Source organism: Curtobacterium herbarum, assembly GCF_016907335.1.
GTDB lineage: Bacteria > Actinomycetota > Actinomycetes > Actinomycetales > Microbacteriaceae > Curtobacterium > Curtobacterium herbarum.
Genome location: NZ_JAFBBT010000001.1, coordinates 3,337,673 through 3,360,094 on the forward strand (window position 1 = coordinate 3,337,673; position 22,422 = coordinate 3,360,094).

Genomic DNA, 22,422 nt, shown 5'->3' on the forward strand with positions numbered 1-22,422 from the left:
CTACCTCCGGGCGATCAGGGTGCGGACGCCGTCGCCGGCGAGGTTGGACACGAGGCTCAGGAGGAGCACGGCGGCGCCGGGCACGACCGGGACCCACCAGGCGCTGAGCAGCAGCTGCGTGTTGGCGCCCGTGTCCGCGCCGAGCTCCGCGGCGGGTGCGGGCTGCCCGAGGCCCAGGAACGACAGCCCGGCGAGCAGCAGCACGACGTTGCCGATGTCGAGGCTCGCCGTCACGATCGCGGTGGGGACCGCGCCGGGCAGCACGTGCCGGAGGACGAGCCGGGCACGACCGACACCGGCGAGCCGGGCTGCCTCGACGTGCGGGCGGGTGACGGTGGCGCGGACCTCGGACCGGATGATCCGGGCGTAGTACGGCCACCAGACGACCGAGATGCCGACGAGGGTGTTCGTCAGGCCCGGGCCGAGGGCCGCGACGATCGCGATCGCCACGAGGGTCGACGGCAGCGCGAGGAACAGGTCGGTGACCCGCATGAGCACGCTGTCCACCCAGCCGCCGGCGACCCCCGCGGTGGCACCGACGACCCCGCCGACGACGAGTCCGACGGCGACCACGGCGAGCGCCGACAGCCACGACGTCTGCAGGCCGAAGAGCGTGCGGGAGAGGACGTCCCGCCCGATCGAGTCGGTGCCGAACAGGTGCCCCGGGGTGCCGATCGGCAGCTGGGCCGTGGCGACGGGCTGGATGGGGTCGTCGGGCGCGATGAGCCGGGCGACGAGGGCCAGGACGGTGAGCGCGACGAGGAGCCCGACGAGCACCTGGGCCGTGCGGCGTCCGGCGTGCACCCCGGAGGTCGGCCGGAGCGTCCAGCGCGGTGCGACGACGGCGGCGCTCATGCGGGCACCGCGATCTCCGGCACGGACGCCACGAGCGTGCGGGTGTACTGCTCCTGCGGGTCGTGGATCACCGCGTCGGCGGGTCCGGTCTCGATGACCCGGCCGCGTTCGACGACGGCGATGTGGTCGCCCATCAGCCGGGCGACGGCCAGGTCGTGGGTGACGAACAGGACGGTCATGGCGAGCTCCCGACGCATGTCACGGATGGTGTTGAGGGTCACGGCGGCCAGCGAGGCGTCGAGGGCGCTCGTCGGTTCGTCGCAGAGCAGGACCGCGGGCCGGACGATGGTCGCGCGGGCGAGGGCCACCCGCTGCCGCTGGCCGCCGGACAGGTCGACGGGCCGCAGGCGGGCGACGGTGGCGGGCAGGCCGATCGCGTCGAGCGCCTCGGCGACGCGGCGGTCGGTCTCCGTGCGGCCGAGACGCGCGGGGACCAGCCGTTCGCGGAGGGTCTCGCCGACCGTCATCCACGGGGTGAGCGAGGACCCGGCGTCCTGGAACACCATCTGGGCCCCGCCCTCGGCGACGGTGATGCGTCCGGACCGGGCCGGGACGAGTCCGGCGACGGCGCGGAGGATGGTGGACTTGCCCGACCCGCTCTCGCCGACGATCGCGAGGGACCGGCCGGCCGGCACCCGGAAGCTGACGCCGCGGACGGCCTCCACGGTCCGGGCGCGGCGTCCGCGGCCGGTCGTGTAGGTGCAGACCAGGTCCTCGACGACGACCGCGTCCGCCGCGGCGGGCACAGTGGGCGTGGCGCCTGCGGTGGGGGTGGCGGCGGTGGGCCGCTCTGCCTGCGTGGTGCGGGCCTCCCGGGTGGTGGTGTCCGCTGTCGGCCGGGAGGCCCGTCCCGCGTCGTCCGCGTCGGTCGCCGCCGTCGGGTCGGTCACCGCCGGCGGGTCGGTCGCGGTCCCGCCCCCGGTCGCGCGGACCGTGTCGGCGTCCCGCCAGCACGCGGCGGCGTGGTCGGCGGCCGGGACGGAGGCGTCGAGGCCGGGCATGTCGGTGGCGCACCGGGCGACGGCGAGCGGGCAGCGGGCGCGGTAGGGGCAGCCGACCAGGCGCTCGGCGGGGTCGAGCGTGTCGGCCGGCAGTGCGGGGAGCCGGGCCTCGCGGTCGAGCGCGAGGGACAGGCGCGAGCGGAGGAGTCCCGCCGTGTACGGGTGTGCCGCGGCACCGAGGACCGCGGCGGTGGGTCCGACCTCGGCGAGACGTCCGGCGTACATGACGGCGATCCGGTCGGCGATGCGCGAGGCGACACCGAGGTCGTGGGTGATGAGCAGCACGCTGCAGCCGTGGTCGTCGCGGAGTTCCTGCAGGAGGTCGAGCAGCTGCGCCTGCACGGTGACGTCGAGTGCGGTCGTGGGCTCGTCGGCGACGATCAGGGCGGGGCGACCGGCCATCGCGATCGCGGCCATCACGCGCTGTCGGAGTCCGCCGGAGAGTTCGTGCGGGTAGACAATGAACCGCAGCTCGGGGTCGGGGACGCCCATGCTGTCGAGGAGCGCCACGGCTCCGGCGCGGTCGGGTCCGGCCTCGGTGATCTGCCGGCCGATCCGCATCGTCGGGTTGAGCGAGGTCATCGGGTCCTGGAAGACGGCGCCGAGCGAGGACCGTCGTGCGGCCCGGCGTTCGGCGTCGGTGCCGTGCACCATGTCGGTGCCCTGCACGGTGACCGCGCCGGTGACCTCTGGTCGGGCGGCGTCCGGCAGCAGGCCGAGCAGGCTCATCGCGAGCATGCTCTTGCCCGAGCCGGACTCCCCGACCAGCCCGACGATCTCGCCGGGGGCGATGTCGAGGTCGATGCCGCGGAGCACGTCGGACCGTGCCCCGTCCCGCTCGAGCGAGACGTGCAGGTCGCGGATCGTCGCGGTCGTCATGCGCTCGGCTCCCTGGTCGGTGCGGCGGCGGTCCTGGCTGCCGTCCCGGCTGCCGTCTCGGCTGCGGCGAGGTGCGCGGCGATCGCCCGCGGCTGGGTGAACCAGACGCGGTCACGGTGCGCCGTCATGTGCCGGAGCGCCCGGTCGAGGGCCCGCAGCCGGAACGGCGCCCCGGAGATGAAGGAGTGCAGGACGACGCTCATCACGAGCGGCTGGTCGGCGGAGCGGTCGAGCAGCTCGTCGAACTCGTCGACCACCATGTCCGCGAACTCGGCGGCCGAGGCACCCCGGCCAACGACGGTCGTGCTGTCGTTCACCTCGAGTGCGTACGGCAGGACGAGCAGGTCCCCGTGGCCCGTCGGGACGGTGACGGGTCGGTCGTCGAGCCGGAGGTCGAGCAGGTACCGGTACCCGCTGCCGACCAGGCTGTCGAGCGTGGAGGTGGTGTGGCTGAGCCAGGGGCTCGACCACCCGCCGGGCGCGGTGCCCTCCTCGGCGGTGATGCGGGCGGCGACCCCGGCGACGTACGCGGCCTCGCCGGCGGCGGACATGCCGACCAGGGAGTCCGAGTTCGACGTGCCGTGCCCGATGAACTCGGCGCCGACCTGCCGCGCGGCCCGGATGAGCTCCGGCGCGGTGTCGTAGACGGCGGTGTTGAGGAGCACGGTCGGCGGGATGCCCGCCCGGTCCAGGCGCTCGAGCAGCCGGAACGCCCCGACGCGGTTGCCGTAGTCCCGCCACGAGGTGTTGACGAGGTCCGGGGCGGCGACGTCGGGCACGATGTCCTCGGTCCGGCCGACGCCGAACCGGTACTCCTCGAGCCCGACGGCGACGTAGACGGCCAGGCGCTTGCCGTCCGGCCAGGCCGGTCCGCCGGGTGCGGTGATCGGACGGTACGGCCAGAGGTCGTGCCCCGGTGCGGTGGCCCGGAGGGTGTCGTCGGCGCTCATGCGGTCATCCCGTTCGTGGTGGTCCGGTGTGCGGGTGCGATGCCGCGGTCGGGCAGGCCGAGGTCGGTCGCGGCGGCGCGGCGGACGACGGCGGCGTAGGCGGGTCGGAGCCGGTCGGCGTCGGCCCAGGTGCGCTCGAGGGCGGGGCGACGAGCGGCGTGCAGTTCACGGGCCTCGGCGAGCAGGGCGTCCTCGTCGACCGAGGTGACCCGGCCTCCCTCGGCGACGACCGTCCCGGCGACGACCGTCATTCGGACGCTGGCGCCGGACTCGCAGTAGACGAGCTGGCCACGCAGGTCGTTGAACGGGGTGAAGGCGGACGCGTGCAGGTCGAGGAGCGCGAGGTCGGCCTCCGCCCCGACCGCGACGTGTCCGACCGTGCCGAGCGCGCTCCGGCCGTCGCGACGCATGGCCGCCGCCCCGCCCGCCCAGAGCGCCTCGAGCACCTCGGCCGGTCGGGGCCAGCGGTCCGGGTCGTCGCCGGTGACGGTGTGGATGAGACCGGCCTGCTTGACGACGCCCCAGGTGTTCACGGTGTCGTCGCAGATCGCCTCGTCGACGCCGAGCGCCACCCGGATGCCGCGGTCCCGCATCGCGCGGAACGGCATCACGCCGCTGCCGAGCCGCAGGTTCGACACCGGGTTGTGCGCGACGACCGCGTCCGCCGCGGCGATCAGGTCGAGGTCGTCGTCGTCGACCCAGACCGCGTGGATGACGTTCACCCGGTCGCTCAGCAGCCCGAGGTCGGCCGTGTAGCGGACCAGGCTCCGTCCGACGAACCGCGGCTGGCCGCTCGACGGGTGCGAGAGGGCACGCTGCGTCCGCGTCTCGAGCACGTGGGCGAAGAGCGGCACGTCGTGGGTGCGGCTGAGGTCGTCGAGTGCGCCGAAGTACTCCGGCGAGACCCGCTGCGGTGCCGAGATCGACACGGCCGCGGTGAGTCGACCGTCGGCTGCTCCGTGCCAGTTCCGGAACAGGTGGTCGTAGGCGTCGAGCAGGTCCGCGGCCGACGCGGGTGCGGGGGCGTGCAGCGCACGGGTCGTCGCCTCGTCGAGGCCGAGCCCGAGCCCGAGGTCGTCGGTTCCGAGGTCGTCGAGGAACGGCAGCTTCTCGACGTCGGGCAGCTCCGGCTGGTCGAGCGCGACCGAGGCCCGGATGCCGCTGTCCGCGTACGCCTGCATGACGGCGTCGATGACCTCGGGGTCGGGTGTCGGCGTGAGGAACGCGTCGTCCTGCACGCTGGTCGTCCCGGTGCGGAGCATCTCGAGGGCGCCGAGCATGGTCCGGAGGTAGGCCTCCCGCGGGGTCGGCGTGAGTGCCGGGTCCGACGGGGACTCGTAGAGCATGAAGGTCTCGAGCGGCCGGCTCGGGAACGCGCCCTTGAGGTGGTTCGCCGGCGAGTGGAAGTGCGCGTTGACGAGCCCCGGCAGCACGATGTGGTGCCCGCGGCCGTCGACGACCCGGACGTCGGCGGGCGCTGCGGCTCGCGCGGTCGCCCCGATGACGGCGATCGTCGTGCCGGTCACGAGCAGGTCGGTGGGACCGGTCATGCCCGAGGGTTCGTCGGGCGCCCACAGCAGGACGTCGGTGAACAGGACGCTCATCCCCACACCTCCCGGGTGGTGGCCGAGCCGACGGGCTCGGCGAAGGTGCCGGCACGGGACGTCGTGATGCCCTGCGCCAGGAGTCCCTCGACGGCGACGGTCGCCGCGGCCACGCCGTCGATGACCGGCACCCCGAGCGAGGCGCGGAGGGCGCTGACGAGTCCGGTGAGGCCGGCGCACCCGAGCACCACGGCCTCCGCGCCGTCCGTGGCCAGGGCGGTGCGGGCCTCCTCGGCGAACGCGGCGTAGGCGGGGCCGGCACCGGACTCGATGTCGGCGACCGCGACGTCGACGGCCCGCACGGTGCAGCGGTGGCCGAGCCCGAGCGCGCGGACGACGCGGTCGGTCATCGCGATCGTCCGCGGCGGCATCGTGATCACGGTGAAGCGGTGGGCGACGAGCGCGGCGGACTGCAGTGCGGCCTCCGTCATGCCGACGACGGGTCCGGCGGCGCGTTCGCGGGCGGCGTCGATGCCGGTGTCGCCGAAGCAGGCGATGACGTAGCCGTCGACACCGTCCGCCTCACCGCGCTCGACCTGGGCGAGGACGCCGGCGGCACCGAAGACCTCGTCGACGGCGGTCTCGACGGACGCCGGAGCGGTCGTCGAGCAGCTGGCGGTGACGGTGGTGCCCGGTCGGGCGACCGCGCGCGCCGCCGCGGCGACGGCGTCCGTCATCGGCTGGCTCGTGTTCGGGTTGAGGACGCGGACCTCGGTCACCGGACCGCTCCCGTCGTCGTCGCGCCCACGCGGGTCGGTTCGGTGTCGGCGAGCAGCCCCGCCACCCCGTGTGCCCCGATCGCGACGCGCGCTGCGGCGGCACCGGCCCGCGCGGCCTCGACCGGGTCGGCGCCGCGGACGGTCGCGGCGGCGAACGCCCCGCAGAACGCGTCCCCGGCTCCGGTGGAGTCGACGGGCTCGACGGCGTCGGTCGGCACCGTGACCACACCGGCGGCGGTCGCGACCAGGCAGCCGCGCTCGGCGGTCTTCACGACGACGACGTCGGGGCCGGCGTCGAGGAACCGCCGGGCCGCGGCCTCCAGGTCGGTCGTCGCGGCGAGCCGGACGGCCTCCACCTCGCTCGGCAGGAACACGTCGCAGGTGGCCAGCAGCGCGAGCAGTTCGTCCTCGTGCCCGAGCACGTAGTCCTCCTGCAGGTCGAGCAGGACGGTGGCGTCGGTCCGCTCGCGGAGCCACGGCCCCAGGGCCAGCTGCGCGCCGAGCGACATCGCGGACACCAGGACCGCGCTCGCGGTCAGGGCGTCGGGTCCGACGTCCGCCGGGTACACCGACATGGCGTCGAACGCGGCCTCGCCGTCGAGCAGGTCCCACGTCCGGCTGCCGTCGGGTGCGTAGGTCACGCGGTTGCGGACGGTCCGGCCGGTGCGCGGGCGGCTCGGCTCGACACGGATGCCGCGGTCGACGACGGCCTGGAGGAGCGTGGCCGGCAGGTCCGTCCCCACCGGTGCGAGCATGCGGACGTCCGTCAGCTCGCGACGGGCGGCCAGCGCGGCGAAGAGCGCGTCGCCACCGAGCGCCGTCGTCGTCGCACCGTCGACCACGAGGTCGTCGATGGTCAGGTTCCCGATGCAGAGGAGCGAGTCAGCCATGCTGGGCCTCGGCGGTGGTGAACTGTGCCATCGCGAGCAGGTACCCGGTCAGCTGCGCGGGCAGGACGGTGAGCAGCGGGCTGAGGGGTTCGGCGATCGCCGGGACGACGACGACCTCGTCCGCGATCGCGTCGAAGGCGTCGACGCCCTCGGTCGTGACGACGTAGACCGCGCCGCCGAACCGCTTCGCCTCGCTGGCGGTGTGCACGGCCCGGGGCACGGACGGCCCGGCCGGCGCGATGACCCAGATCGGTTCGCCGCGCTTCAGCGAGTTGTAGTGGTGGAACTCCTCGACCTGGATCGCCTCGGCGTGGTCGGGTGTGCACTCCTTGACCTTCGCGGCGCCGATGATCGCGCTGCCCCAGCTCGGGCCGGCGCCGGAGAACAGGAACGTGCCCGCGCCCTGCTCCCGCTCGGCGATCGCGCGGAGGCGCGGCTCGGTGGTCGCGATGACGTGCTCCATCAGTTCTGGGACCGCCGCGAGCTCACGGCGGAGCCCCTCGGCCGCCGGCACCCCGGTGCGGACGCCGACCCGGGTGGCGAGGTCGAGCAGCAGCGCGAGGGCGGTCGTCGAGGACTGGGTGGGCCAGCCGACCCGTGTGGCCCGGAGCCGCAGGGTGCGTGCGGACTCGACGTCGAGCGTGGAGCCCGCCGTGTTCGTGATGGCGACGACCAGGGCACCGGCGTGCTGGGCCATCAGCGCGGCCTCGACGGTGCGGGTGGTCTCCCCCGAGCTCGACAGGGCGATGACGACGCTGCGCTCGGTGACGAGCGGGGCGCCGTAGTAGGCCAGCTCGAGGCTCTGCACCGGCTCGACGGGGACGCGGAGCATCTGCTCGAGCACCTGCCGGGCCGCGATGGCGACGGCGAGCGAGTCGCCGGCGCCGGTCACGAACACGCGGTCGACCTCGGACCGGGCGATCAGGTCCGCGAGCTCGTCCAGGTCCTCGTCGTTCGCGGCGAGGGTCTCGCGGATCCGGTCCGGCTGGGCGATCAGTTCCGGGAGGGTCGCCTCGTCGCGGGCACGCCGCTTCGGGTCGAGGGGGTGGTCGGTGGGCAGGGCGACGATCGAGGCGTGCTCGGCGGCGGAGACGCGTTCGACGACCTGCTGCTGCCGGGCGTCGAGCGGGCTGTCGGCACCGATGAACGGGCTCGGCGGGGTCGTGGTCATGCGCGGTGTCCTGTCGTGTCGAGGGCCCGGCCGAAGCGGGCGGCGGTCTCCGGGTCGATGCGGGCGTCCGGGGCGCTCGAGCGCTTGATCGCACTGCCGAGGACCACGCCGTCGGACCGGCGGACGGCGTCGTCGATGGTGTCGAGCGTCACCCGGCCACCGACGACGAACGGCACGTCGGCGACGGCGCGCAGCCGCTCGATGTCGTCGAGGGCGTCGGCGACCCCGCTGTCCCGGGTGACGACGAGCACGTCCGCGAGGCCGAAGTCGTGCGCCTCCCTGGCGGCCCACGCGGCACTGCCGGCCAGGGCGAGGCTCGTGGCCTCGTGCACGTCCGCCCAGACCTCGACGTCGGCACCGAGTCGGCGGCGCATCGTCGCGACGTCGTGGGCGCACCCCTCGATCCAGCCGGTCGGGCCGACCGAGACGCCGGTCAGGACCTTGACCCGCACGAACGTCGCGCCGATCGCGTGGGCGATGGCGACCGCGCTCGGGCCGTCGTTGTGGCCGACGACCACGCCGACCGGCACGTCCACGGCCCGGGTGACGGCCGCGCCGACGACGGCGAGTGCGGCGACGGTGGGGGCGTCGACGCGGACGGCCTGGGGCATGTCGCTGGCGTCCTGCACCATCACGTGCGTGAAGCCCGCGGCGACCAGCGCGGCGGCGTCCTCAGCGGCCCGTTCGGCGATCGCGGAGACGGGCACGCCGGCGTAGTTCACGGCGCCGGGCAGGGGCGGGAGGTGGAGGACTCCGACGAGGCGGAACGGGGCGAGAGGCACGAGCGAAACGGTATACAGTTCCGCGTTTCGGTCGCATGAACGCGTGTTTCAGCCAGATGAAGTGCATCGACACAGTCGGGTTCAGTCTCGATAACCCCTGATCAGTAGTGATCCGGGTAGTTCCACACTTCGGGCCGTCGTGGGAGGATCAGCTCGGGCAGAACGCCCTGTATACGGTCAGTCGGCGGTTGGCGGGGCGGTCGTCGTCACGCCACGCTCGCGCTCGAACTTCGCACGCTCTTCGGCCTCGATCTTCGTGTAGGCGGCACGCTCGGTCCGGTCGGCACGGATGATCGCGCGCATGACGAACCAGAAGATGACACCGAGCAGGATCGTCGGGGTCAGGGCGAAGACGACTCCGGAGACGATTCCATGCGGCATGGACCCATCGTACGTCGCCGCGCTGGACCCTACTTGACCAGGGGGAAGAGGATCGTCTCGCGGATGCCCAGGCCGGTGATCGCCATGAGCAGCCGGTCCACGCCCATGCCCATGCCACCCGACGGCGGCATCGCGTGCTCGAGGGCCCGCAGGAACTCCTCGTCGACGCGCATCGCCTCGGGGTCCCCACCGGCAGCCAGGGTGGCCTGCTCGACGAAGCGCTCGCGCTGCACGACCGGGTCGACGAGCTCCGAGTACGCCGTGGCGAGCTCGAACCCGCGGACGTAGAGGTCCCACTTCTCGACGACGCCCGGCCGGGTGCGGTGCTGCCGGGTCAGGGGCGAGGTGTCGACCGGGAAGTTCATCACGAACGTCGGGGTGTACAGCTCGTCCCCGTTGAAGTGCTCCCAGAGCTCTTCGACGTACTTGCCGTGCGTGGCGTGTGCGACCTCGACACCCTCGGCGTCGGCGAGCGCCTGCAGCTCGGACAGCGGCGTCTCCGGGGTGATCTCGTGGCCGGACGCCTCGGACAGCGACTCGTACATGTCGAGTCGTGCCCACTCGCCGCCGAGGTCGTAGTCGCTGCCGTCCGGCAGGGTGACGACGAGCGAACCGCCGGTGACCGCGCGGGCGGCGTTCTGCACGAGCTCCTGGGTCAGGTCGGCCATCTGCTCGTAGTTGCCGTACGCCTGGTACGCCTCGACCATCGCGAACTCGGGCGAGTGCGACGAGTCGGCGCCCTCGTTGCGGAAGTTGCGGTTGATCTCGAAGACCCGGTCGATGCCCCCGACGACCGCGCGCTTGAGGAACAGCTCGGGTGCGATGCGCAGGAACAGTTCGGTGTCGAACGCGTTCGAGTGCGTGACGAACGGTCGGGCGGAGGCGCCCCCGTGCTGGGTCTGCAGCATCGGGGTCTCGACCTCGAGGTACTCGTGCGACGTGAAGGTGTCGCGGAGCGAGCTCATCACGGCCGCACGGGCACGGACGGTCTTGCGGGCGTCCTCGCGCACGATGAGGTCGAGGTAGCGCTGGCGGACCCGGGTCTCCTCGTTGAGCTCGTTGTGCAGGTTCGGCAGCGGCAGGATCGCCTTCGCCGCGATCGCCCAGTCGTCGACCATGATGCTCAGCTCGCCGCGGCGGGAGGAGATCACCCGGCCGTGCACGAACACGTGGTCGCCGAGGTCGACGAACTCCTTCCAGCGGGCCAGCGACTCGTCGCCGACCTCGGCCAGGGAGACCATCGCCTGGATGCGTGCGCCGTCGCCGGACTGCAGCGAGGCGAAGCAGAGCTTGCCGGTGTTGCGCGAGAACACGATGCGGCCGGCGACGCCGACGACGTCCTGCGTCTCCTCGCCGGTCTCGAGGTGCGCGTACTGCGCGCGGACCGCGGGGATCGTCGTGGTGATCGGGAGCTCGGCCGGGTAGGCCTCGATCCCGGACTCGAGCAGGCGCTCGCGCTTGTCCAGCCGGACCTGACGCTGCTCGCTGGTCTCCTGCTCGGCCAGTGCGGCGGCGTCGGCGACCGCGGTCTCGGTGGTGGCGGGGGCGGTCTCGTCGGTCATGCGGGTGCGGCTCCGGAGGTCGTGGGGGATCGCGTCGATGCTACCGGTCCGGCCCCGCCCGCCGCCTCCCGCCCACGAGCGGTCACAGAACGTCGGTCCAGCCCGTCCAGAGCGACAGATGGTGACCACTCGGCGGACGTGAGCGGGGAGTCGTGACCGGTCGGGCTCGTGGCCGTCGGTGGTGACCACGGACCGGGCGCCGCAGCCCGGCTCCCCGGGTCAGATCGCGGACTGGCCGTCGGCCGCCGTCAGCGCGTTGTCGACCGCCGAGCGGACGAGCGCCCCGAGCACCCGCCCGGGGTGCTCGACACCGATGCCGGACAGTGTGCCGGCGGACTGGTCGACGATCGCGGTCGAGAAGCTCACGGCCGCCCGGACCGCGTCGGCGTAGGCGGGTCGGTCCTGCTCGGCGACGACGAACGGCTCGGCGCCCATCTCGACGACCAAGGCCTGGGCGATCGGCAGCACCGGCCCGGGCGCGGTGACGGCGCAGTACGCCTCCCGCAGCCGCGACAGGTCGATGCTCGTGCCGGTGAACGCCATCGCCGGGTGGATCGCGAGCGGGATCGCCCCGGCACGCATCGCCGGAGCCAGGACGTCGACCCCGTGGTCCGGGCTGGTGTGCACGACGAGCTGCCCCGGCTGCCAGATCCCCGCGTCCGACAGCCCCTGCACGAGCGACGGCAGCTGGTCGTCCGGCACGGCCAGGAGCACGAGTTCGCTCCGCTCGACGAGCTCCGGCGTGCCGAGGACCGGCGCACCCGGCAGCATCGCCTCGGCACGGTCGCGACCGGCGTCGGAGACGGCGGTGATCCCGACGACGGCGTGCTCGGCGTTCGCGAGCGCGGCGCCCAGGACGGGGCCGACCCGTCCGGCGCCGATGATCCCGACGCCGAGTCGTCCGGCCCTCACCGCACGGCTCCCGGTCCGGGGACACCGGTCCAGACGGGAGGCCCGTCCTGCGTCAGCCACGCCGGTGCGCCGGGTGCAGCACCGGTCCACTGCCCGGGCCACGGCCCGGCTGCCGGCCCGGCTGCCGGCGCGGGCGCCTGCGCGTGGCGACCCGGCGTACCGGCGGTGGGTCGGGCCTCCTGGCCGTCACGCCAGCGGTGCGACGTGTCCCGCGCGGCGGCCTCGACGGCCCGCTCGGTGGTGCCGGACCAGAGCCGCTGCGCGTCCCCGGCGTCGAGCGCGCCGACGCGGGCGGAGACCGGACCGCTGACGGTGTGCACGTGGACCGAGGCCAGGCGGAGCGCCCGCTCCAGCGGCCCCTGGGTGACCTTGACGCTCTGCACGCGCGGCAGCGGCACGACGACGAGCGAGCGCCAGACGGCACCGAGTCGGAGCAGCACGGCGCCGGGCACGAAGCGGTAGCCGTTGCGGGAGGCCGACAGCGGGCGCAGCCAGCGGCCCCGTCGGGGCGAGTGCACGAAGCCGCCGCGGTCGCCGCTCGTGGTCAGGCTGTCGTCGACCACGCCGACGGCCTCGGCGGAGCCCTCGCGCATCCGGGCCAAGGACGCCGCCGGCCCGACGACGGCGGAGCCGACGAGCTCGGGCAGGATGATCTCGAGGACCTGCCGGACCTCGGCCGCGGTGCCGACCGGCAGCACGATGGACGAGACCTGCTGGTTCCGGGACGCACCGTTGCCGGCGTTCGTCGCCCGGTTGATGCGGATGTCCCACCAGCCGAACGGACGCCAGAGCAGCGGCTGCGCGACGCTCACGGCGTGGATGCGGCCGGGCGGCAGCGTCTCGTTCGACGTCGAGAACAGGCCGAAGCCGATCCGGATGCCGTCGCGGGTGTCGGCGATCGTGTACCGGAGCGACTTCGAGAACTTGCGGACGTAGTAGCCGCCGGCGCCGATGACGGCCGGGAACAGCGAGACGAGCAGGAAGTACTGGCCGGTCAGGCTGATGCTGACGACGATCGCGACGACGAGCAGCAGGATCACGACGGTCGTGCCGGAGAGCAGCATCGACCCGATCAGCCGGCCCGGGTGGACACGGACGACCCGAGTGGCGTGCACGGCCTCGGGGTCGAGCTCGGGTGCCAGGAACTCGTCGACCCGGCCCTGCAGGACCCCGCCGCTCGCACCGGCGTACCGGGGGCGGTCGGTCTCCTTCGCGCCCGAGGCGAGCACCAGGATGCGCTGCCGCAGGTCGTCCGCGGCCTTCGCACCGAGGTAGGCGAGCTGCACGTTGGCGTCGTTGCCGGCCTGCGCGACCTCGAGCTTGGCGGTGCCGAACAGCCGCGGGATCAGCGGCCGCGAGATGTTGATGCCCTGGATGCGGTCGAGCCGGGCCTTGCGGTGCGTGCGGAAGACGACGCCCGAACGGACCTCGACGATCTCGCCCGTGACGCGGAACTCGTGCATCCGCCAGGACAGGTAGAACAGGCCGATCAGCACCAGGAGCAGCACCGTGATGCCGAGCAGCACCCAGCCGACGACGCCGTGCTCGTACACGTAGCGGACCGGGTCGCCCTCTTCCTGCGGACCGCCCTCGCCCGGGATGAACACCTCGACGATCTGGTCGCGGAGGTTGTTGATGACGTAGCCCAGGATCACCACGAGGAAGATGCCGCCCTTGAGCAGCGGCGTCAGCGGGTGCAGCCGGTGCCACTCGCCGTCGGTCAGGGGCGCGGCCGCGGCGGCGTCGCCCTTCCGCGGCGGTGCGGGCATCGAGGCGTCCGGTCGGAACGACACGTGCGGCCTACAGTCCGGCGCGACGGGACTCGGCGAGCTCGACGAGTCGGTCGCGCAGCTCGTCGGCCGTGCTGGCGGGGATGCCGGGGATGCGGATGTTCGAGGAGGCGGCCGCGGTCACGAACTTCAGCTCGCTCATGCCGAGCACCCGGTCGAGCGGGCCCCGGTTCACGTCGACGAGCTGCAGGCGGCCGTACGGCACGGCGGTGAAGCGCTGCCACATCAGTCCGCGGCGGAGCACCAGGTCGTCGTCGCGGAGCGCGTACCCGATCGACCGGATCCGGCGCGGGGTGAGCGCTGCCGTGGTGATCGTGATGGCGGCGACGACCGCGGCGATGACGAACCAGACGAGCCCTGCCGTGCCGCCCGTTCCCCCGCTCGCGACACCGATGAGCACCAGGCCCGCGGTGACGACGCCGCCGATGACGATCGTCGCGATCAGGTCGGTCCAGACGAGCTTCGCCGAGACCCGCGTCCACGTGACGCCGTGCAGGCCGAGACCCGGCTCGTCGAGCCGGCGGCCGGCGGGTCCGCCGTCGGCGGGCGTGCTGTCGATCCGGCCGGGTTCGTCCAGTTGGGGCGGCATCGGGTCTCCTGGTCTGCGCTGCTCGGTTGGTCTGCGCTGCTCGGTCCTCGTCGACCGACCGGGCCGGTCACGCCGTGGTGGTGCCCCGCCCGTCGTGGTCGTCCTCGTCCGGGGGCGGCGCGATGCACATCCGCTCGGCGACGAGGGCGCACACGGTCAGCACGATCCCGCCGCCGAACGCCACCGCGTTCGGCAGGGTCGAGCCTAGCGAAGGCAGGACGGACCGGGACAGCAGGTACACGAGCAGCCCGAGGGCGAACGCACCGAACAGCGCCCCGCAGATGCTCGACGCCTTCGCGAGGAACACCACCCGGGTCGCGTACATCGGGTCGACCCGGCGTCCGTCGTTCCGACCGCGGGTCTGCCGGCGGATCGGCGAGGCCATGAACAGCAGGGCGACGCCGATGAACACCAGCGTCAGACCAAGCGGCACCGACATCAACAGGGTCGGGGACTGCCGGGCGGTCAGGGCGGTGTCGACGGCGAACCCGGCGACCGCGGCGACGACCGCGACGCCGATCAGGGTGGAGGCCCGGGTCGGCTTCACGGGGTCGACTCCGGCTCGGCGGCCTCGAACAGTCGGGGTTCGTCGACCCGCTCCGTGTCGTCGCCCAACGCCTGGAGCAGGGTGGTGACGGACCCGTGGCCCGGCAGCACCGCCTCCGGGTCGGCGTCCGCCCAGGGCGCGAGCACGAACGCCCGCTCGTGGGCCCGCGGGTGCGGGACGGTCAGCGTCGCGGTGTCGATGCGGCGGTCGTCGACGGCGATCACGTCGAGGTCGAGCGTCCGGTCGCCCCAGCGGACCTCGCGGGTGCGACCGTGCTCGTCCTCGATGCCGTGCAGGGCGTCGAGCAGCTGCTGCGGCTCCAGGTCGGTCTCGACGACCACGACGCCGTTCCGGTAGCGCGGCTTCGTCGTGTCCAGGCCGTCCAGGGTCAGGGCGACGGACTCGACCTCGCGGCTCGACGCCACCGGCCGGACCCCGGGCAGCGCGGCGACGGCGGCCGCAGCGGCGCGGAGGGTGCTCCCCCGGTCACCGAGGTTCGCGCCGAGGGCGATGACGGCGCGCGTCACTCTTCTTCCTCGAGCGGACCGCTCTCGTCGGGTGCGTCGTCGGCCACCTGGTCGTCGGGGTGCACCGGGGACTCGCGTCGGATGGTGATCGACACGTCGGTGAACGGCACCGTGATCGGCGCCTGCGGCTTGTGCACCGTGACCTCGGTCGCCAGCGCGGCCCGGTGCGTCAGGACGGCGGCGGCGATCCGCTCGGCCAGGGTCTCGATGAGGTCCACCGGGTCGCGTTCGATCTCGGCGACGACCTGCTCGGCGAGCACCCCGTAGTGCACGGTCTCGGCCAGGTCGTCCGAGTCGGAGGCGGCGGTCGCGTCGACCTCGACGGCCACGTCGACGACGAAGTCCTGTCCGTCGGCGCGTTCGTGGTCGAAGACCCCGTGGTGGCCGCGTGCGCGGACTCCGACGAGGCGGATGGTGTCCCTCATGATCGAGCTGCCCTCCAGGCGTCCCAGACGTCGAGTACGGCGCGGGTCGGCGCCGGGTCGTGCACGCGGACGCCCCATGCGCCGCGTTCGGCCGCGAGCAGGCTGATCGCCGCCGTGGCCAGGTCTCGTTCGACCGGGGGTGCCCCGGCCGTGCTGCCCACGCCGTCCAGGAACCGCTTCCGCGAGGCGGCGACCAGGACGGGCAGGCCGATCGAGGCGAAGCGTTCGTAGCCCGCCAGGATCTCCCAGTTCTGCTGTCCCCGCTTGGCGAAGCCCAGGCCCGGGTCGATGACGACCTGCTCCTGCCGCACCCCGAGGACGATGAGCTCCGCGACCCGGAGTTCGACCTCGCGCCGGACCTCGTCGACCGCGTGGGTGTACTCGGCGTTGCGGTACATCCGGTCGCTGTGGCCGCGCCAGTGCATGACGACGAAGCCCACACCGGTCTCGGCGACGACGCGCGACATGTCCGGGTCGACGAGCCCACCCGAGACGTCGTTGACGATCACGGCGCCGAGGTCGACCGCACGTTCCGCGGTGCTGGCGTTCATCGTGTCGACGCTCACCGCGATCCCCTCGGACGCCAGCTGCTGCACGACCGGCAGGACCCGCTGCTGCTCGACGTCCACGGGGACGCGCTCGGCGCCGGGCCGGGTGGACTCCCCGCCGACGTCGACCAGGTCGGCACCGGCCGCGACGAGGTGCCGGGCGTGCGCGAGCGCCGCGTCGACGGCCAGGTGCAGGCCGCCGTCGCTGAACGAGTCCGGTGTGACGTTGAGGATCCCCATCACGCGGGTGCCCTCGGGGGTGGAGCGACCGCGGCGACGGCCGGTCACGACCTCCGGCACCGGTGCGGGTGCTCGGACGTCGATCGCGACCGTCGCCGGCGCTGCTGCTGCTTCGCGGGCCCGGCTCACCTCGGCGAGCCGACGCGACCGTCTCGTCGGCAGGTCGGTCATGCCGGCCTACGCGGGGGCGATACCGGGGTTGCCGAACGGGCGGTGACGACGCGGCTTGGAGGCGTCGATCCCGACCGGCTCCTCGGCGATGGCGGCGGCCTTGCCCGGCACCTCGATCGCCGGCAGGTCGCTCACCGGACGCTTGTCGCTCGAGAGCCACTGCGGGCGCTCGGGCAGCTTCCGGACGTCCTTGAAGATCTCCACGAGCTCCGGGGCGTCGAGCGTCTCCTTCTCGAGGAGCTCGCCGGCCAGGCGGTCGAGGATGTCGCGGTTGGCGTTGAGGACCTGGTAGGCCTCGTCGTGCGCGGCCTCGAGCAGTGCACGGGTCTCGGCGTCGACGGTCTCGGCGATGTTCTCCGAGTAGTCGCGACCGGTGCCGCCGCTCATGTCGCGGCCGACGAACGGCTCGCTCGACCCGGAGCCGAGCTTGACGGACCCGACGGCCTGGCTCATGCCGTACTCGGTGACCATCTTGCGGGCGGTGGCGGTGGCCTTCTCGATGTCGTTCGACGCTCCCGTGGTCGGGTCGTGGAACACGATCTCCTCGGCGACACGGCCACCCATGGCGTACGCCAGCTGGTCGAGCAGTTCGTTGCGCGTGACGGAGTACTTGTCCTCGAGCGGCAGCACCATCGTGTACCCGAGGGCACGGCCACGCGGCAGGATCGTGATCTTCGTCACCGGGTCGGTGTGGCGCATCGCGGCGGCCGCCAGGGCGTGACCACCCTCGTGGTACGCGGTGATGAGGCGTTCCTGGTCGGACATGATCCGGGTCCGACGCTGCGGGCCGGCCATCACGCGGTCGACGGCCTCGTCCAGGGCGCGGTTGTCGATGAGCTGCGCGTTCGACCGGGCGGTCAGCAGCGCGGCCTCGTTCAGGACGTTGGCCAGGTCGGCGCCGGTGAAGCCCGGCGTCTTGCGGGCCAGGAGCTCGAGGTCGACGCTCGCGGCGAGCGGCTTGCCCTTCGCGTGCACCTCGAGGATCTGCTTGCGACCCTGCAGGCCCGGCGCGTCGACGCCGATCTGCCGGTCGAAGCGGCCCGGGCGGAGCAGCGCGGGGTCGAGCACGTCGGGACGGTTCGTCGCGGCGATCAGGATGACGTTCGTCTTGCCGTCGAAGCCGTCCATCTCGACGAGGAGCTGGTTCAGCGTCTGCTCGCGCTCGTCGTTGCCGCCGCCGATACCGGCACCGCGGTGACGACCCACGGCGTCGATCTCGTCGATGAAGACGATGGCGGGCGAGTTCTGCTTCGCCTGGTCGAAGAGGTCGCGGACACGGCTGGCACCGACACCGACGAACATCTCGACGAAGTCCGAACCGGAGATCGAGTAGAACGGCACGCCGGCTTCACCCGCGACAGCGCGGGCGAGCAGGGTCTTGCCGGTTCCGGGAGGGCCGTACAGGAGCACGCCCTTCGGGATCCGGGCACCGACGGCCTGGAACTTCGCGGGCTCCTTGAGGAACTCCTTGATCTCGTGCAGTTCCTCGATGGCCTCGTCCGCACCGGCGACGTCGGCGAAGGAGACCTGCGGGTTCTCCTTGTTGTTCATCTTGGCCTTGGACTTGCCGAACTGCATGACCTTCGAGCCGCCGCCCTGGGCGCTCGAGAGCAGGAACCAGAACAGGGCGCCGATGAGCAGGAACGGCAGCAGCGTCAGCAGGAGCGACACGAGGACGTTCGACTGCTGGACGTGGTCGTTGTAGCCCTTGGGCAGGTCGGCCTGCGAGACCGCCTCGACGACCTCGGTGCCACGGGGGGTCGAGTAGTAGAACTGCTCGGTCCCGCCGTCGTTGCGGAGGGTCAGGTCGACGCGCTGCTCGGTGGAGTTGACGACGGCCGATGAGACCTTGCCGTCCGAGAGCTGCTCGAGACCCTTCTGGGTGGAGATCTCCTGGGTACCGGACTGGGCGATGAACGTCCATCCGATGAAGATCCCCACGACTGCGAGCAGTATCCAGATGTACGGCCCGCGGAGGATGCGCTTGAAGTCCATGTGATCCGGGCCCGACGGCCCGACACCTTTCTGCTGCCTGAAGTGCGTGCCGCTCAGCATACGGCCGTGACTCTGTGGCGAGAATGGGTGTCCTCTGCGGGCGAACTCCACAGATCACGAGCAACGCCCGGTGGACGACGCCCCTCGCCGTCGGTCAGGGCCGACGCCGGCCCCGACGGGTCAGGAGTAGACGTGCGGCGCGAGGACACCGATGCCGCGCAGGTTGCGGTAGCGCTCGTCGTAGTCCAGGCCGAACCCGACGACGAACGCGTCCGGGATCTCGAAGCCGGCGTACTTGACGTCGACCTCCACCTTGGCGGCCTCGGGCTTGCGCAGCAGGGCGACGATCTCGACGCTCGCGGCCCCGCGGGACTGCAGGTTCTGCTTGAGCCAGGACAGCGTCAGCCCGGAGTCGATGATGTCCTCGACGATGATGACGTCGCGGTCGTGCAGGTCGGTGTCGAGGTCCTTCAGGATCCGCACCACGCCGGACGACTTCGTGCCGGAGCCGTAGGACGACACCGCCATCCAGTCCATCCGCGCCTGTATCTTCAGGTGCCGGGAGAAGTCGGCCATCACCATGACCGCGCCCTTCAGCACGCCGACCAGGAGCGGGTCCCGCCCGACGTAGTCCCGGTCCACCGCCGCGGCGAGTTCGGCGATCTTGTCGTCGATCTGCTCGGGGGTGAAGAGCACTTCGGAGAGGTCGGCCTGCACGTCGGAGAGTTCCACCGCTCCAGCCTAACCGCCCGCGTGCGGCTCCCTGGCGGCGAAGGACACCCGTTCGCCCGTCCGCGACGCCCGGACACCCGGCAGGTCGATCGGCCCCTGCCCCCGCCAGTCGGTGACGAGTCGGCACACCTCGAGCGTCTGCTGCCGGGACAGCGTCACCCCGAACTCGCTCTCGACCGCCAGTCGGACCAGTCGCTGCCGGAGCGCCGGCGGGTTCGCGGCCAGCTGCGGTACGGACAGCGAGATGCCGGCCTCGGAGTGCTCGGCGAGGTCCTCCGCCATCTCCTCCGCGAAGTGGTCGAGGGCCGCGGAGTCCTCGCGGAGCTGGTCGGCGGTCCGGGCCAGCGCCTCCGGCACCCCGGGTCCGAGTTCGCGTTCCAGGACCGGCATCAGCGCGTTCCGCACCCGGACCCGTGTGTACGCCGGGTCGTCGTTCTGCGGGTCGTCCCACGGCACGAGCCCGGAGGCAGCGCACGCCTGCCGCGTCGTCGCGCGCCGGAGCGCGAGCATCGGCCGCCCCAGGGACGGCCCCGGCCGGTCCGGCCGGACCAGGGACGCCATGCCCGTCAGGCTGTCCGGTCCGCTCCCGCGGAGCAGCCCGAGCAGGACCGTCTCGGCCTGGTCGTCGAGCGTGTGCCCGAGGAGCACGAGGGGTGACCACTCGGCGGCCGCGACCGCCGTGACGGAGGCGTAGCGGGCCTCCCGGGCGGCGGCCTCCGGCCCACCGGCGGTGCCGACGTCGACGCGGTCCACGACGACGGGCGCCAGGCCCAGCTCGGCGGCCTGGCGGGAGGCCCGTGCCGCGACCGCCTCGGAGCCCGCCTGGAGCGCGTGGTCGACGATGACCGCGCCGGCGCGCAGGCCCTGCTTCGGCGCCTCGAACGCGGTCGCGGCCGCGAGGGCCAGCGAGTCGGCCCCGCCGCTCAGCGCGACGAGGACGAGGTTGCCCGGGCCGACGACCTGCTCGTCGAGCGCGCGGGCGAGCATGGTGCGGACCGCCAGACGGACGGCGGCGACGGCGGGGTCCAGCCGGGGACGCTCGGTGTTCACCCGGTAACGTTAGCCGGGCCGTCCCGACGGCCGACAGACCACCACCTGAGGAAACAAGGAGTGCACATGGCCGCGTACGACGTCGTCGTCGAGATCCCCAAGGGCAGCCGCAACAAGTACGAGGTCGACCACGAGACCGGTCGCGTGTACCTGGACCGCGTGCTCTTCACCTCGTTCGTCTACCCGACGGACTACGGCTTCTTCGAGAAGACCCTGGCCGACGACGGTGACCCCGTCGACGCGCTGCTGCTCCTGGAGTACCCGACCTTCCCCGGCGTGGGCGTCAAGGTCCGCCCCGTCGGCGTGTTCAAGATGAGCGACGAGGCCGGCGTCGACGCCAAGGTCCTCGTCGTCCCGGCGAAGGACCCGCGCTGGACCCACATCCAGGACATCTCGGACGTGGACGACCAGACGAAGGCCGAGATCGCGCACTTCTTCGAGCGCTACAAGGACCTCGAGCCGAACAAGTGGGTCAAGGCCGAGGGCTGGGGCGACGCCGCCGAGGCCGAGGCCATCGTCACGGCCGGCCAGGCCGCGTACGTGCCCGGCGGTCACTGACGCTCGTCTGCTGACACACGCAGAACGGCCCGGTCCCCTCGCGGGGGCCGGGCCGTTCTGCGTGTGCCTGTGCGCTACATGGAGCCGCTCGGGCGACCGACGTAGGGCAGGAGCTGTCCGGGCGACCAGATGGCACGTTCGACGACGCCGACACGGACGTTCGCTGCCTCGACCATCGTTCCGCCACCGGTGTAGATCGCGTCGTGGAAGCCGCCGGACGGGGCGCCGTTGTTCGAGAAGAAGAGGATGTCGCCGGGCTGGCGCTGCGACATCGGGACGAGCCGGCCGACGCTCTGGAAGTAGTAGTACTGCGAGACGACGTTGTGGGCACCGGTCGCGACGCCCTGACTCGAGTAGGCCATCTTCACCAGGCCGGAGCAGTCGTAGGCGATCGGACCCTCACCGCCGAACTGGTACGGCTTGCCGATCTGCGCGCGGGCGTAGCCGATCGCGCCGGCGGCCTTCGACGGGCTGCTGACGACCGGGGCCGGAGCGGGTGCCGGTGCCGGGGCGGGCTTCGGCGTCGACGGCTTCGGTGCCGGGGCGACCGGCTGCGGGGCCGCGGGCTTCGGGGCGGACGGCTTCGGCGCTGCGGCGGGGTTCCCCGACGGCGCGGAGTTCGACGGCTTGGACGCGACGGGGTTCGAGGCGGGCGGGTCGTCGTTCGTGGACCCGCCGGAGTCGCCGCCAGCGGTCGCGCCACCGTCGCCGGCCGACGAGGGACGAGCCGCGTCCCGCTTGGCCTGCGCCGCGAGCTGGATCTCGGCCTGCTTCGCCTGCTGCGCGGACCAGTACGCCTGCTCGGTCGCGACCGAGGTGCCCTTGATGAACGCGAGCTGCTTGAGGACCTCGTCCTGCTTCGCCTGCCCGGACGCCAGCGCGGACTGCGCGTTCGCAGCCACGTCGTTCGCACTGCCGAGCGCGTCCTTCGTCTTGGCGGTCGCGGCGGTGAGGGCGTTCGTCGCCTGGCGCTGCTGCGCGGCGAGGGCGTCCACGGTGCGCTGGTCCGACTGCGCCTTGTCGAGCACGGTCGCGGAGCGCTCGGACAGGTGCGTCATCGTGCCGACCTGGTAGAGCAGGTCCTTCGCGTCACGGGAGTCGACGAGCATCGAGGTGGACAGGTCGCCACCGCCGGAGCGCGAGAGCTCGACGACGAGGGCGGCGACCTGGCCGGCGGACTGCTTCGCCGCGGCCTTCGCGCGCTTCGCCTGCCCGGTCAGCCCGTCGAGGGTGTCCTTCGCCTCCTGCTGCTGCGACGCCGCGAGCGAGTACGCCTGTCCGGCTTCCTGCACGGTGGCCCCGGTGCGGTCGACGGCGGACTGGAGGCTCGACATGCGTGCCGTCAGGGCGTCCACCGTCCGCTGCTTCGCGGCCTGGTCGTCCTTGGCCGCCTGCACGTCCTTCCACGAGGGAGCGGACGGAGCCGCCTGCGCCGGGACCGCCACCGCGAGCGAGAGCCCGAGACTGAGCATCGAGACGGTGGCGAGACCGCAGACGAGGGAACGTGCGGGCTTCTTCATTCGGGTCAGTGCCTCCTGGCAGTG

At 73.0% G+C, this 22,422-nt stretch carries 22 protein-coding genes; 1 reads left to right on the top strand and 21 read right to left on the bottom strand.

The genetic code is table 11. From position 1 onward, the window contains the following. The 20 genes from JOD51_RS15920 to tilS form a co-directional block, all read right to left on the bottom strand. Positions 1 to 855 carry an ABC transporter permease gene (locus JOD51_RS15920; protein WP_204610226.1) on the bottom strand — a complete coding sequence of 285 codons (855 nt, stop codon included), beginning with the start codon at positions 853 to 855 and terminating at the stop codon, positions 1 to 3. Further along, entirely contained in the window at positions 852 to 2,735 is a 1,884-nt protein-coding gene (locus tag JOD51_RS15925; RefSeq protein WP_204610228.1) for an oligopeptide/dipeptide ABC transporter ATP-binding protein, read from the bottom strand. The genes JOD51_RS15920 and JOD51_RS15925 overlap by 4 nt, the downstream gene beginning before the upstream one ends. Then, entirely contained in the window at positions 2,732 to 3,685 is a 954-nt protein-coding gene (locus tag JOD51_RS15930; protein WP_204610230.1) for a polysaccharide deacetylase family protein, read from the bottom strand. The genes JOD51_RS15925 and JOD51_RS15930 overlap by 4 nt, the downstream gene beginning before the upstream one ends. After that, positions 3,682 to 5,289 (bottom strand): amidohydrolase family protein, encoded by a 1,608-nt coding sequence (locus JOD51_RS15935; RefSeq protein ID WP_204610238.1) that lies wholly within the window; start codon positions 5,287 to 5,289, stop codon positions 3,682 to 3,684. The genes JOD51_RS15930 and JOD51_RS15935 overlap by 4 nt, the downstream gene beginning before the upstream one ends. Then, positions 5,286 to 6,008: an aspartate/glutamate racemase family protein gene (locus tag JOD51_RS15940; RefSeq protein WP_204610247.1), complete on the bottom strand. Its 723-nt coding sequence runs from the start codon at positions 6,006 to 6,008 to the stop codon at positions 5,286 to 5,288. The genes JOD51_RS15935 and JOD51_RS15940 overlap by 4 nt, the downstream gene beginning before the upstream one ends. Next, the gene (locus JOD51_RS15945) at positions 6,005 to 6,898 is read right to left on the bottom strand and encodes a carbohydrate kinase family protein (RefSeq protein WP_204610249.1); all 894 of its coding nucleotides are present in this window, start codon (positions 6,896 to 6,898) and stop codon (positions 6,005 to 6,007) included. Before JOD51_RS15945 ends, JOD51_RS15940 begins: the two co-directional genes overlap by 4 nt. Beyond that, on the bottom strand, positions 6,891 to 8,069 hold the full coding sequence (locus tag JOD51_RS15950) for an SIS domain-containing protein (protein WP_204610251.1): 1,179 nt from the start codon (positions 8,067 to 8,069) through the stop codon (positions 6,891 to 6,893). Before JOD51_RS15950 ends, JOD51_RS15945 begins: the two co-directional genes overlap by 8 nt. Then, positions 8,066 to 8,851, bottom strand: coding sequence for a BtpA/SgcQ family protein (locus tag JOD51_RS15955; RefSeq protein WP_204610253.1), 786 nt, complete (start codon positions 8,849 to 8,851; stop codon positions 8,066 to 8,068). Before JOD51_RS15955 ends, JOD51_RS15950 begins: the two co-directional genes overlap by 4 nt. A gap of 177 nt (positions 8,852 to 9,028) precedes the next feature. After that, entirely contained in the window at positions 9,029 to 9,232 is a 204-nt protein-coding gene (locus tag JOD51_RS15960; RefSeq protein ID WP_204610255.1) for a hypothetical protein, read from the bottom strand. A gap of 29 nt (positions 9,233 to 9,261) precedes the next feature. Then, on the bottom strand, positions 9,262 to 10,794 hold the full coding sequence (gene lysS / locus JOD51_RS15965) for a lysine--tRNA ligase (RefSeq protein WP_204610263.1): 1,533 nt from the start codon (positions 10,792 to 10,794) through the stop codon (positions 9,262 to 9,264). Between the two features lie 219 nt (positions 10,795 to 11,013). Beyond that, the gene (locus JOD51_RS15970) at positions 11,014 to 11,706 is read right to left on the bottom strand and encodes a Rossmann-like and DUF2520 domain-containing protein (protein ID WP_259558399.1); all 693 of its coding nucleotides are present in this window, start codon (positions 11,704 to 11,706) and stop codon (positions 11,014 to 11,016) included. Continuing rightward, entirely contained in the window at positions 11,703 to 13,499 is a 1,797-nt protein-coding gene (locus tag JOD51_RS15975; protein WP_204610271.1) for a PH domain-containing protein, read from the bottom strand. Before JOD51_RS15975 ends, JOD51_RS15970 begins: the two co-directional genes overlap by 4 nt. Before the next feature lie 7 nt (positions 13,500 to 13,506). Then, a complete protein-coding gene (locus JOD51_RS15980) occupies positions 13,507 to 14,085 on the bottom strand; it encodes a PH domain-containing protein (protein ID WP_204610280.1) in 579 nt (192 codons plus the stop codon). A 67-nt stretch (positions 14,086 to 14,152) separates the two neighbouring features. After that, positions 14,153 to 14,632 carry a DUF3180 domain-containing protein gene (locus JOD51_RS15985; protein ID WP_204610282.1) on the bottom strand — a complete coding sequence of 160 codons (480 nt, stop codon included), beginning with the start codon at positions 14,630 to 14,632 and terminating at the stop codon, positions 14,153 to 14,155. After that, entirely contained in the window at positions 14,629 to 15,159 is a 531-nt protein-coding gene (folK, locus tag JOD51_RS15990; protein ID WP_204610284.1) for a 2-amino-4-hydroxy-6-hydroxymethyldihydropteridine diphosphokinase, read from the bottom strand. The genes JOD51_RS15985 and folK overlap by 4 nt, the downstream gene beginning before the upstream one ends. Further along, positions 15,156 to 15,584 carry a dihydroneopterin aldolase gene (gene folB / locus JOD51_RS15995; RefSeq protein ID WP_239539899.1) on the bottom strand — a complete coding sequence of 143 codons (429 nt, stop codon included), beginning with the start codon at positions 15,582 to 15,584 and terminating at the stop codon, positions 15,156 to 15,158. The genes folK and folB overlap by 4 nt, the downstream gene beginning before the upstream one ends. After that, positions 15,581 to 16,543, bottom strand: a complete 963-nt coding sequence (gene folP, locus JOD51_RS16000) for a dihydropteroate synthase (RefSeq protein WP_204610286.1) — start codon at positions 16,541 to 16,543, stop codon at positions 15,581 to 15,583. The genes folB and folP overlap by 4 nt, the downstream gene beginning before the upstream one ends. Positions 16,544 to 16,549: 6 nt before the next feature. Beyond that, on the bottom strand, positions 16,550 to 18,538 hold the full coding sequence (ftsH, locus tag JOD51_RS16005) for an ATP-dependent zinc metalloprotease FtsH (protein WP_204610293.1): 1,989 nt from the start codon (positions 18,536 to 18,538) through the stop codon (positions 16,550 to 16,552). A 180-nt stretch (positions 18,539 to 18,718) separates the two neighbouring features. After that, on the bottom strand, positions 18,719 to 19,270 hold the full coding sequence (gene hpt / locus JOD51_RS16010; protein WP_204610295.1) for a hypoxanthine phosphoribosyltransferase: 552 nt from the start codon (positions 19,268 to 19,270) through the stop codon (positions 18,719 to 18,721). A 9-nt stretch (positions 19,271 to 19,279) separates the two neighbouring features. Next, positions 19,280 to 20,257, bottom strand: coding sequence for a tRNA lysidine(34) synthetase TilS (gene tilS / locus JOD51_RS16015; RefSeq protein ID WP_239540665.1), 978 nt, complete (start codon positions 20,255 to 20,257; stop codon positions 19,280 to 19,282). A gap of 129 nt (positions 20,258 to 20,386) precedes the next feature. On the opposite strand from tilS, the gene JOD51_RS16020 reads away from it, so the two are divergent. Further along, entirely contained in the window at positions 20,387 to 20,878 is a 492-nt protein-coding gene (locus JOD51_RS16020) for an inorganic diphosphatase (RefSeq protein ID WP_204610305.1), read from the top strand. A 74-nt stretch (positions 20,879 to 20,952) separates the two neighbouring features. Here the strand turns inward: JOD51_RS16020 and JOD51_RS16025 are convergent, their stop codons facing one another. Next, the gene (locus JOD51_RS16025) at positions 20,953 to 22,398 is read right to left on the bottom strand and encodes a C40 family peptidase (protein WP_204610307.1); all 1,446 of its coding nucleotides are present in this window, start codon (positions 22,396 to 22,398) and stop codon (positions 20,953 to 20,955) included. Positions 22,399 to 22,422: the final 24 nt, after the last annotated feature.

Bases quoted from the DNA above. Each gene is read 5' to 3' on its own strand.
- JOD51_RS15920 (WP_204610226.1), bottom strand. From the start codon at position 855: ATGAGCGCCGCCGTCGTCGCACCGCGCTGGACGCTCCGGCCGACCTCC.
- JOD51_RS15925 (WP_204610228.1), bottom strand. From the start codon at position 2,735: ATGACGACCGCGACGATCCGCGACCTGCACGTCTCGCTCGAGCGGGAC.
- JOD51_RS15930 (WP_204610230.1), bottom strand. From the start codon at position 3,685: ATGAGCGCCGACGACACCCTCCGGGCCACCGCACCGGGGCACGACCTC.
- JOD51_RS15935 (WP_204610238.1), bottom strand. From the start codon at position 5,289: ATGAGCGTCCTGTTCACCGACGTCCTGCTGTGGGCGCCCGACGAACCC.
- JOD51_RS15945 (WP_204610249.1), bottom strand. From the start codon at position 6,898: ATGGCTGACTCGCTCCTCTGCATCGGGAACCTGACCATCGACGACCTC.
- JOD51_RS15950 (WP_204610251.1), bottom strand. From the start codon at position 8,069: ATGACCACGACCCCGCCGAGCCCGTTCATCGGTGCCGACAGCCCGCTC.
- JOD51_RS15960 (WP_204610255.1), bottom strand. From the start codon at position 9,232: ATGCCGCATGGAATCGTCTCCGGAGTCGTCTTCGCCCTGACCCCGACG.
- lysS (WP_204610263.1), bottom strand. From the start codon at position 10,794: ATGACCGACGAGACCGCCCCCGCCACCACCGAGACCGCGGTCGCCGAC.
- JOD51_RS15980 (WP_204610280.1), bottom strand. From the start codon at position 14,085: ATGCCGCCCCAACTGGACGAACCCGGCCGGATCGACAGCACGCCCGCC.
- folB (WP_239539899.1), bottom strand. From the start codon at position 15,584: ATGAGGGACACCATCCGCCTCGTCGGAGTCCGCGCACGCGGCCACCAC.
- folP (WP_204610286.1), bottom strand. From the start codon at position 16,543: ATGACCGACCTGCCGACGAGACGGTCGCGTCGGCTCGCCGAGGTGAGC.
- ftsH (WP_204610293.1), bottom strand. From the start codon at position 18,538: ATGGACTTCAAGCGCATCCTCCGCGGGCCGTACATCTGGATACTGCTC.
- tilS (WP_239540665.1), bottom strand. From the start codon at position 20,257: ATGCTCGCCCGCGCGCTCGACGAGCAGGTCGTCGGCCCGGGCAACCTC.
- JOD51_RS16020 (WP_204610305.1), top strand. From the start codon at position 20,387: ATGGCCGCGTACGACGTCGTCGTCGAGATCCCCAAGGGCAGCCGCAAC.
- JOD51_RS16025 (WP_204610307.1), bottom strand. From the start codon at position 22,398: ATGAAGAAGCCCGCACGTTCCCTCGTCTGCGGTCTCGCCACCGTCTCG.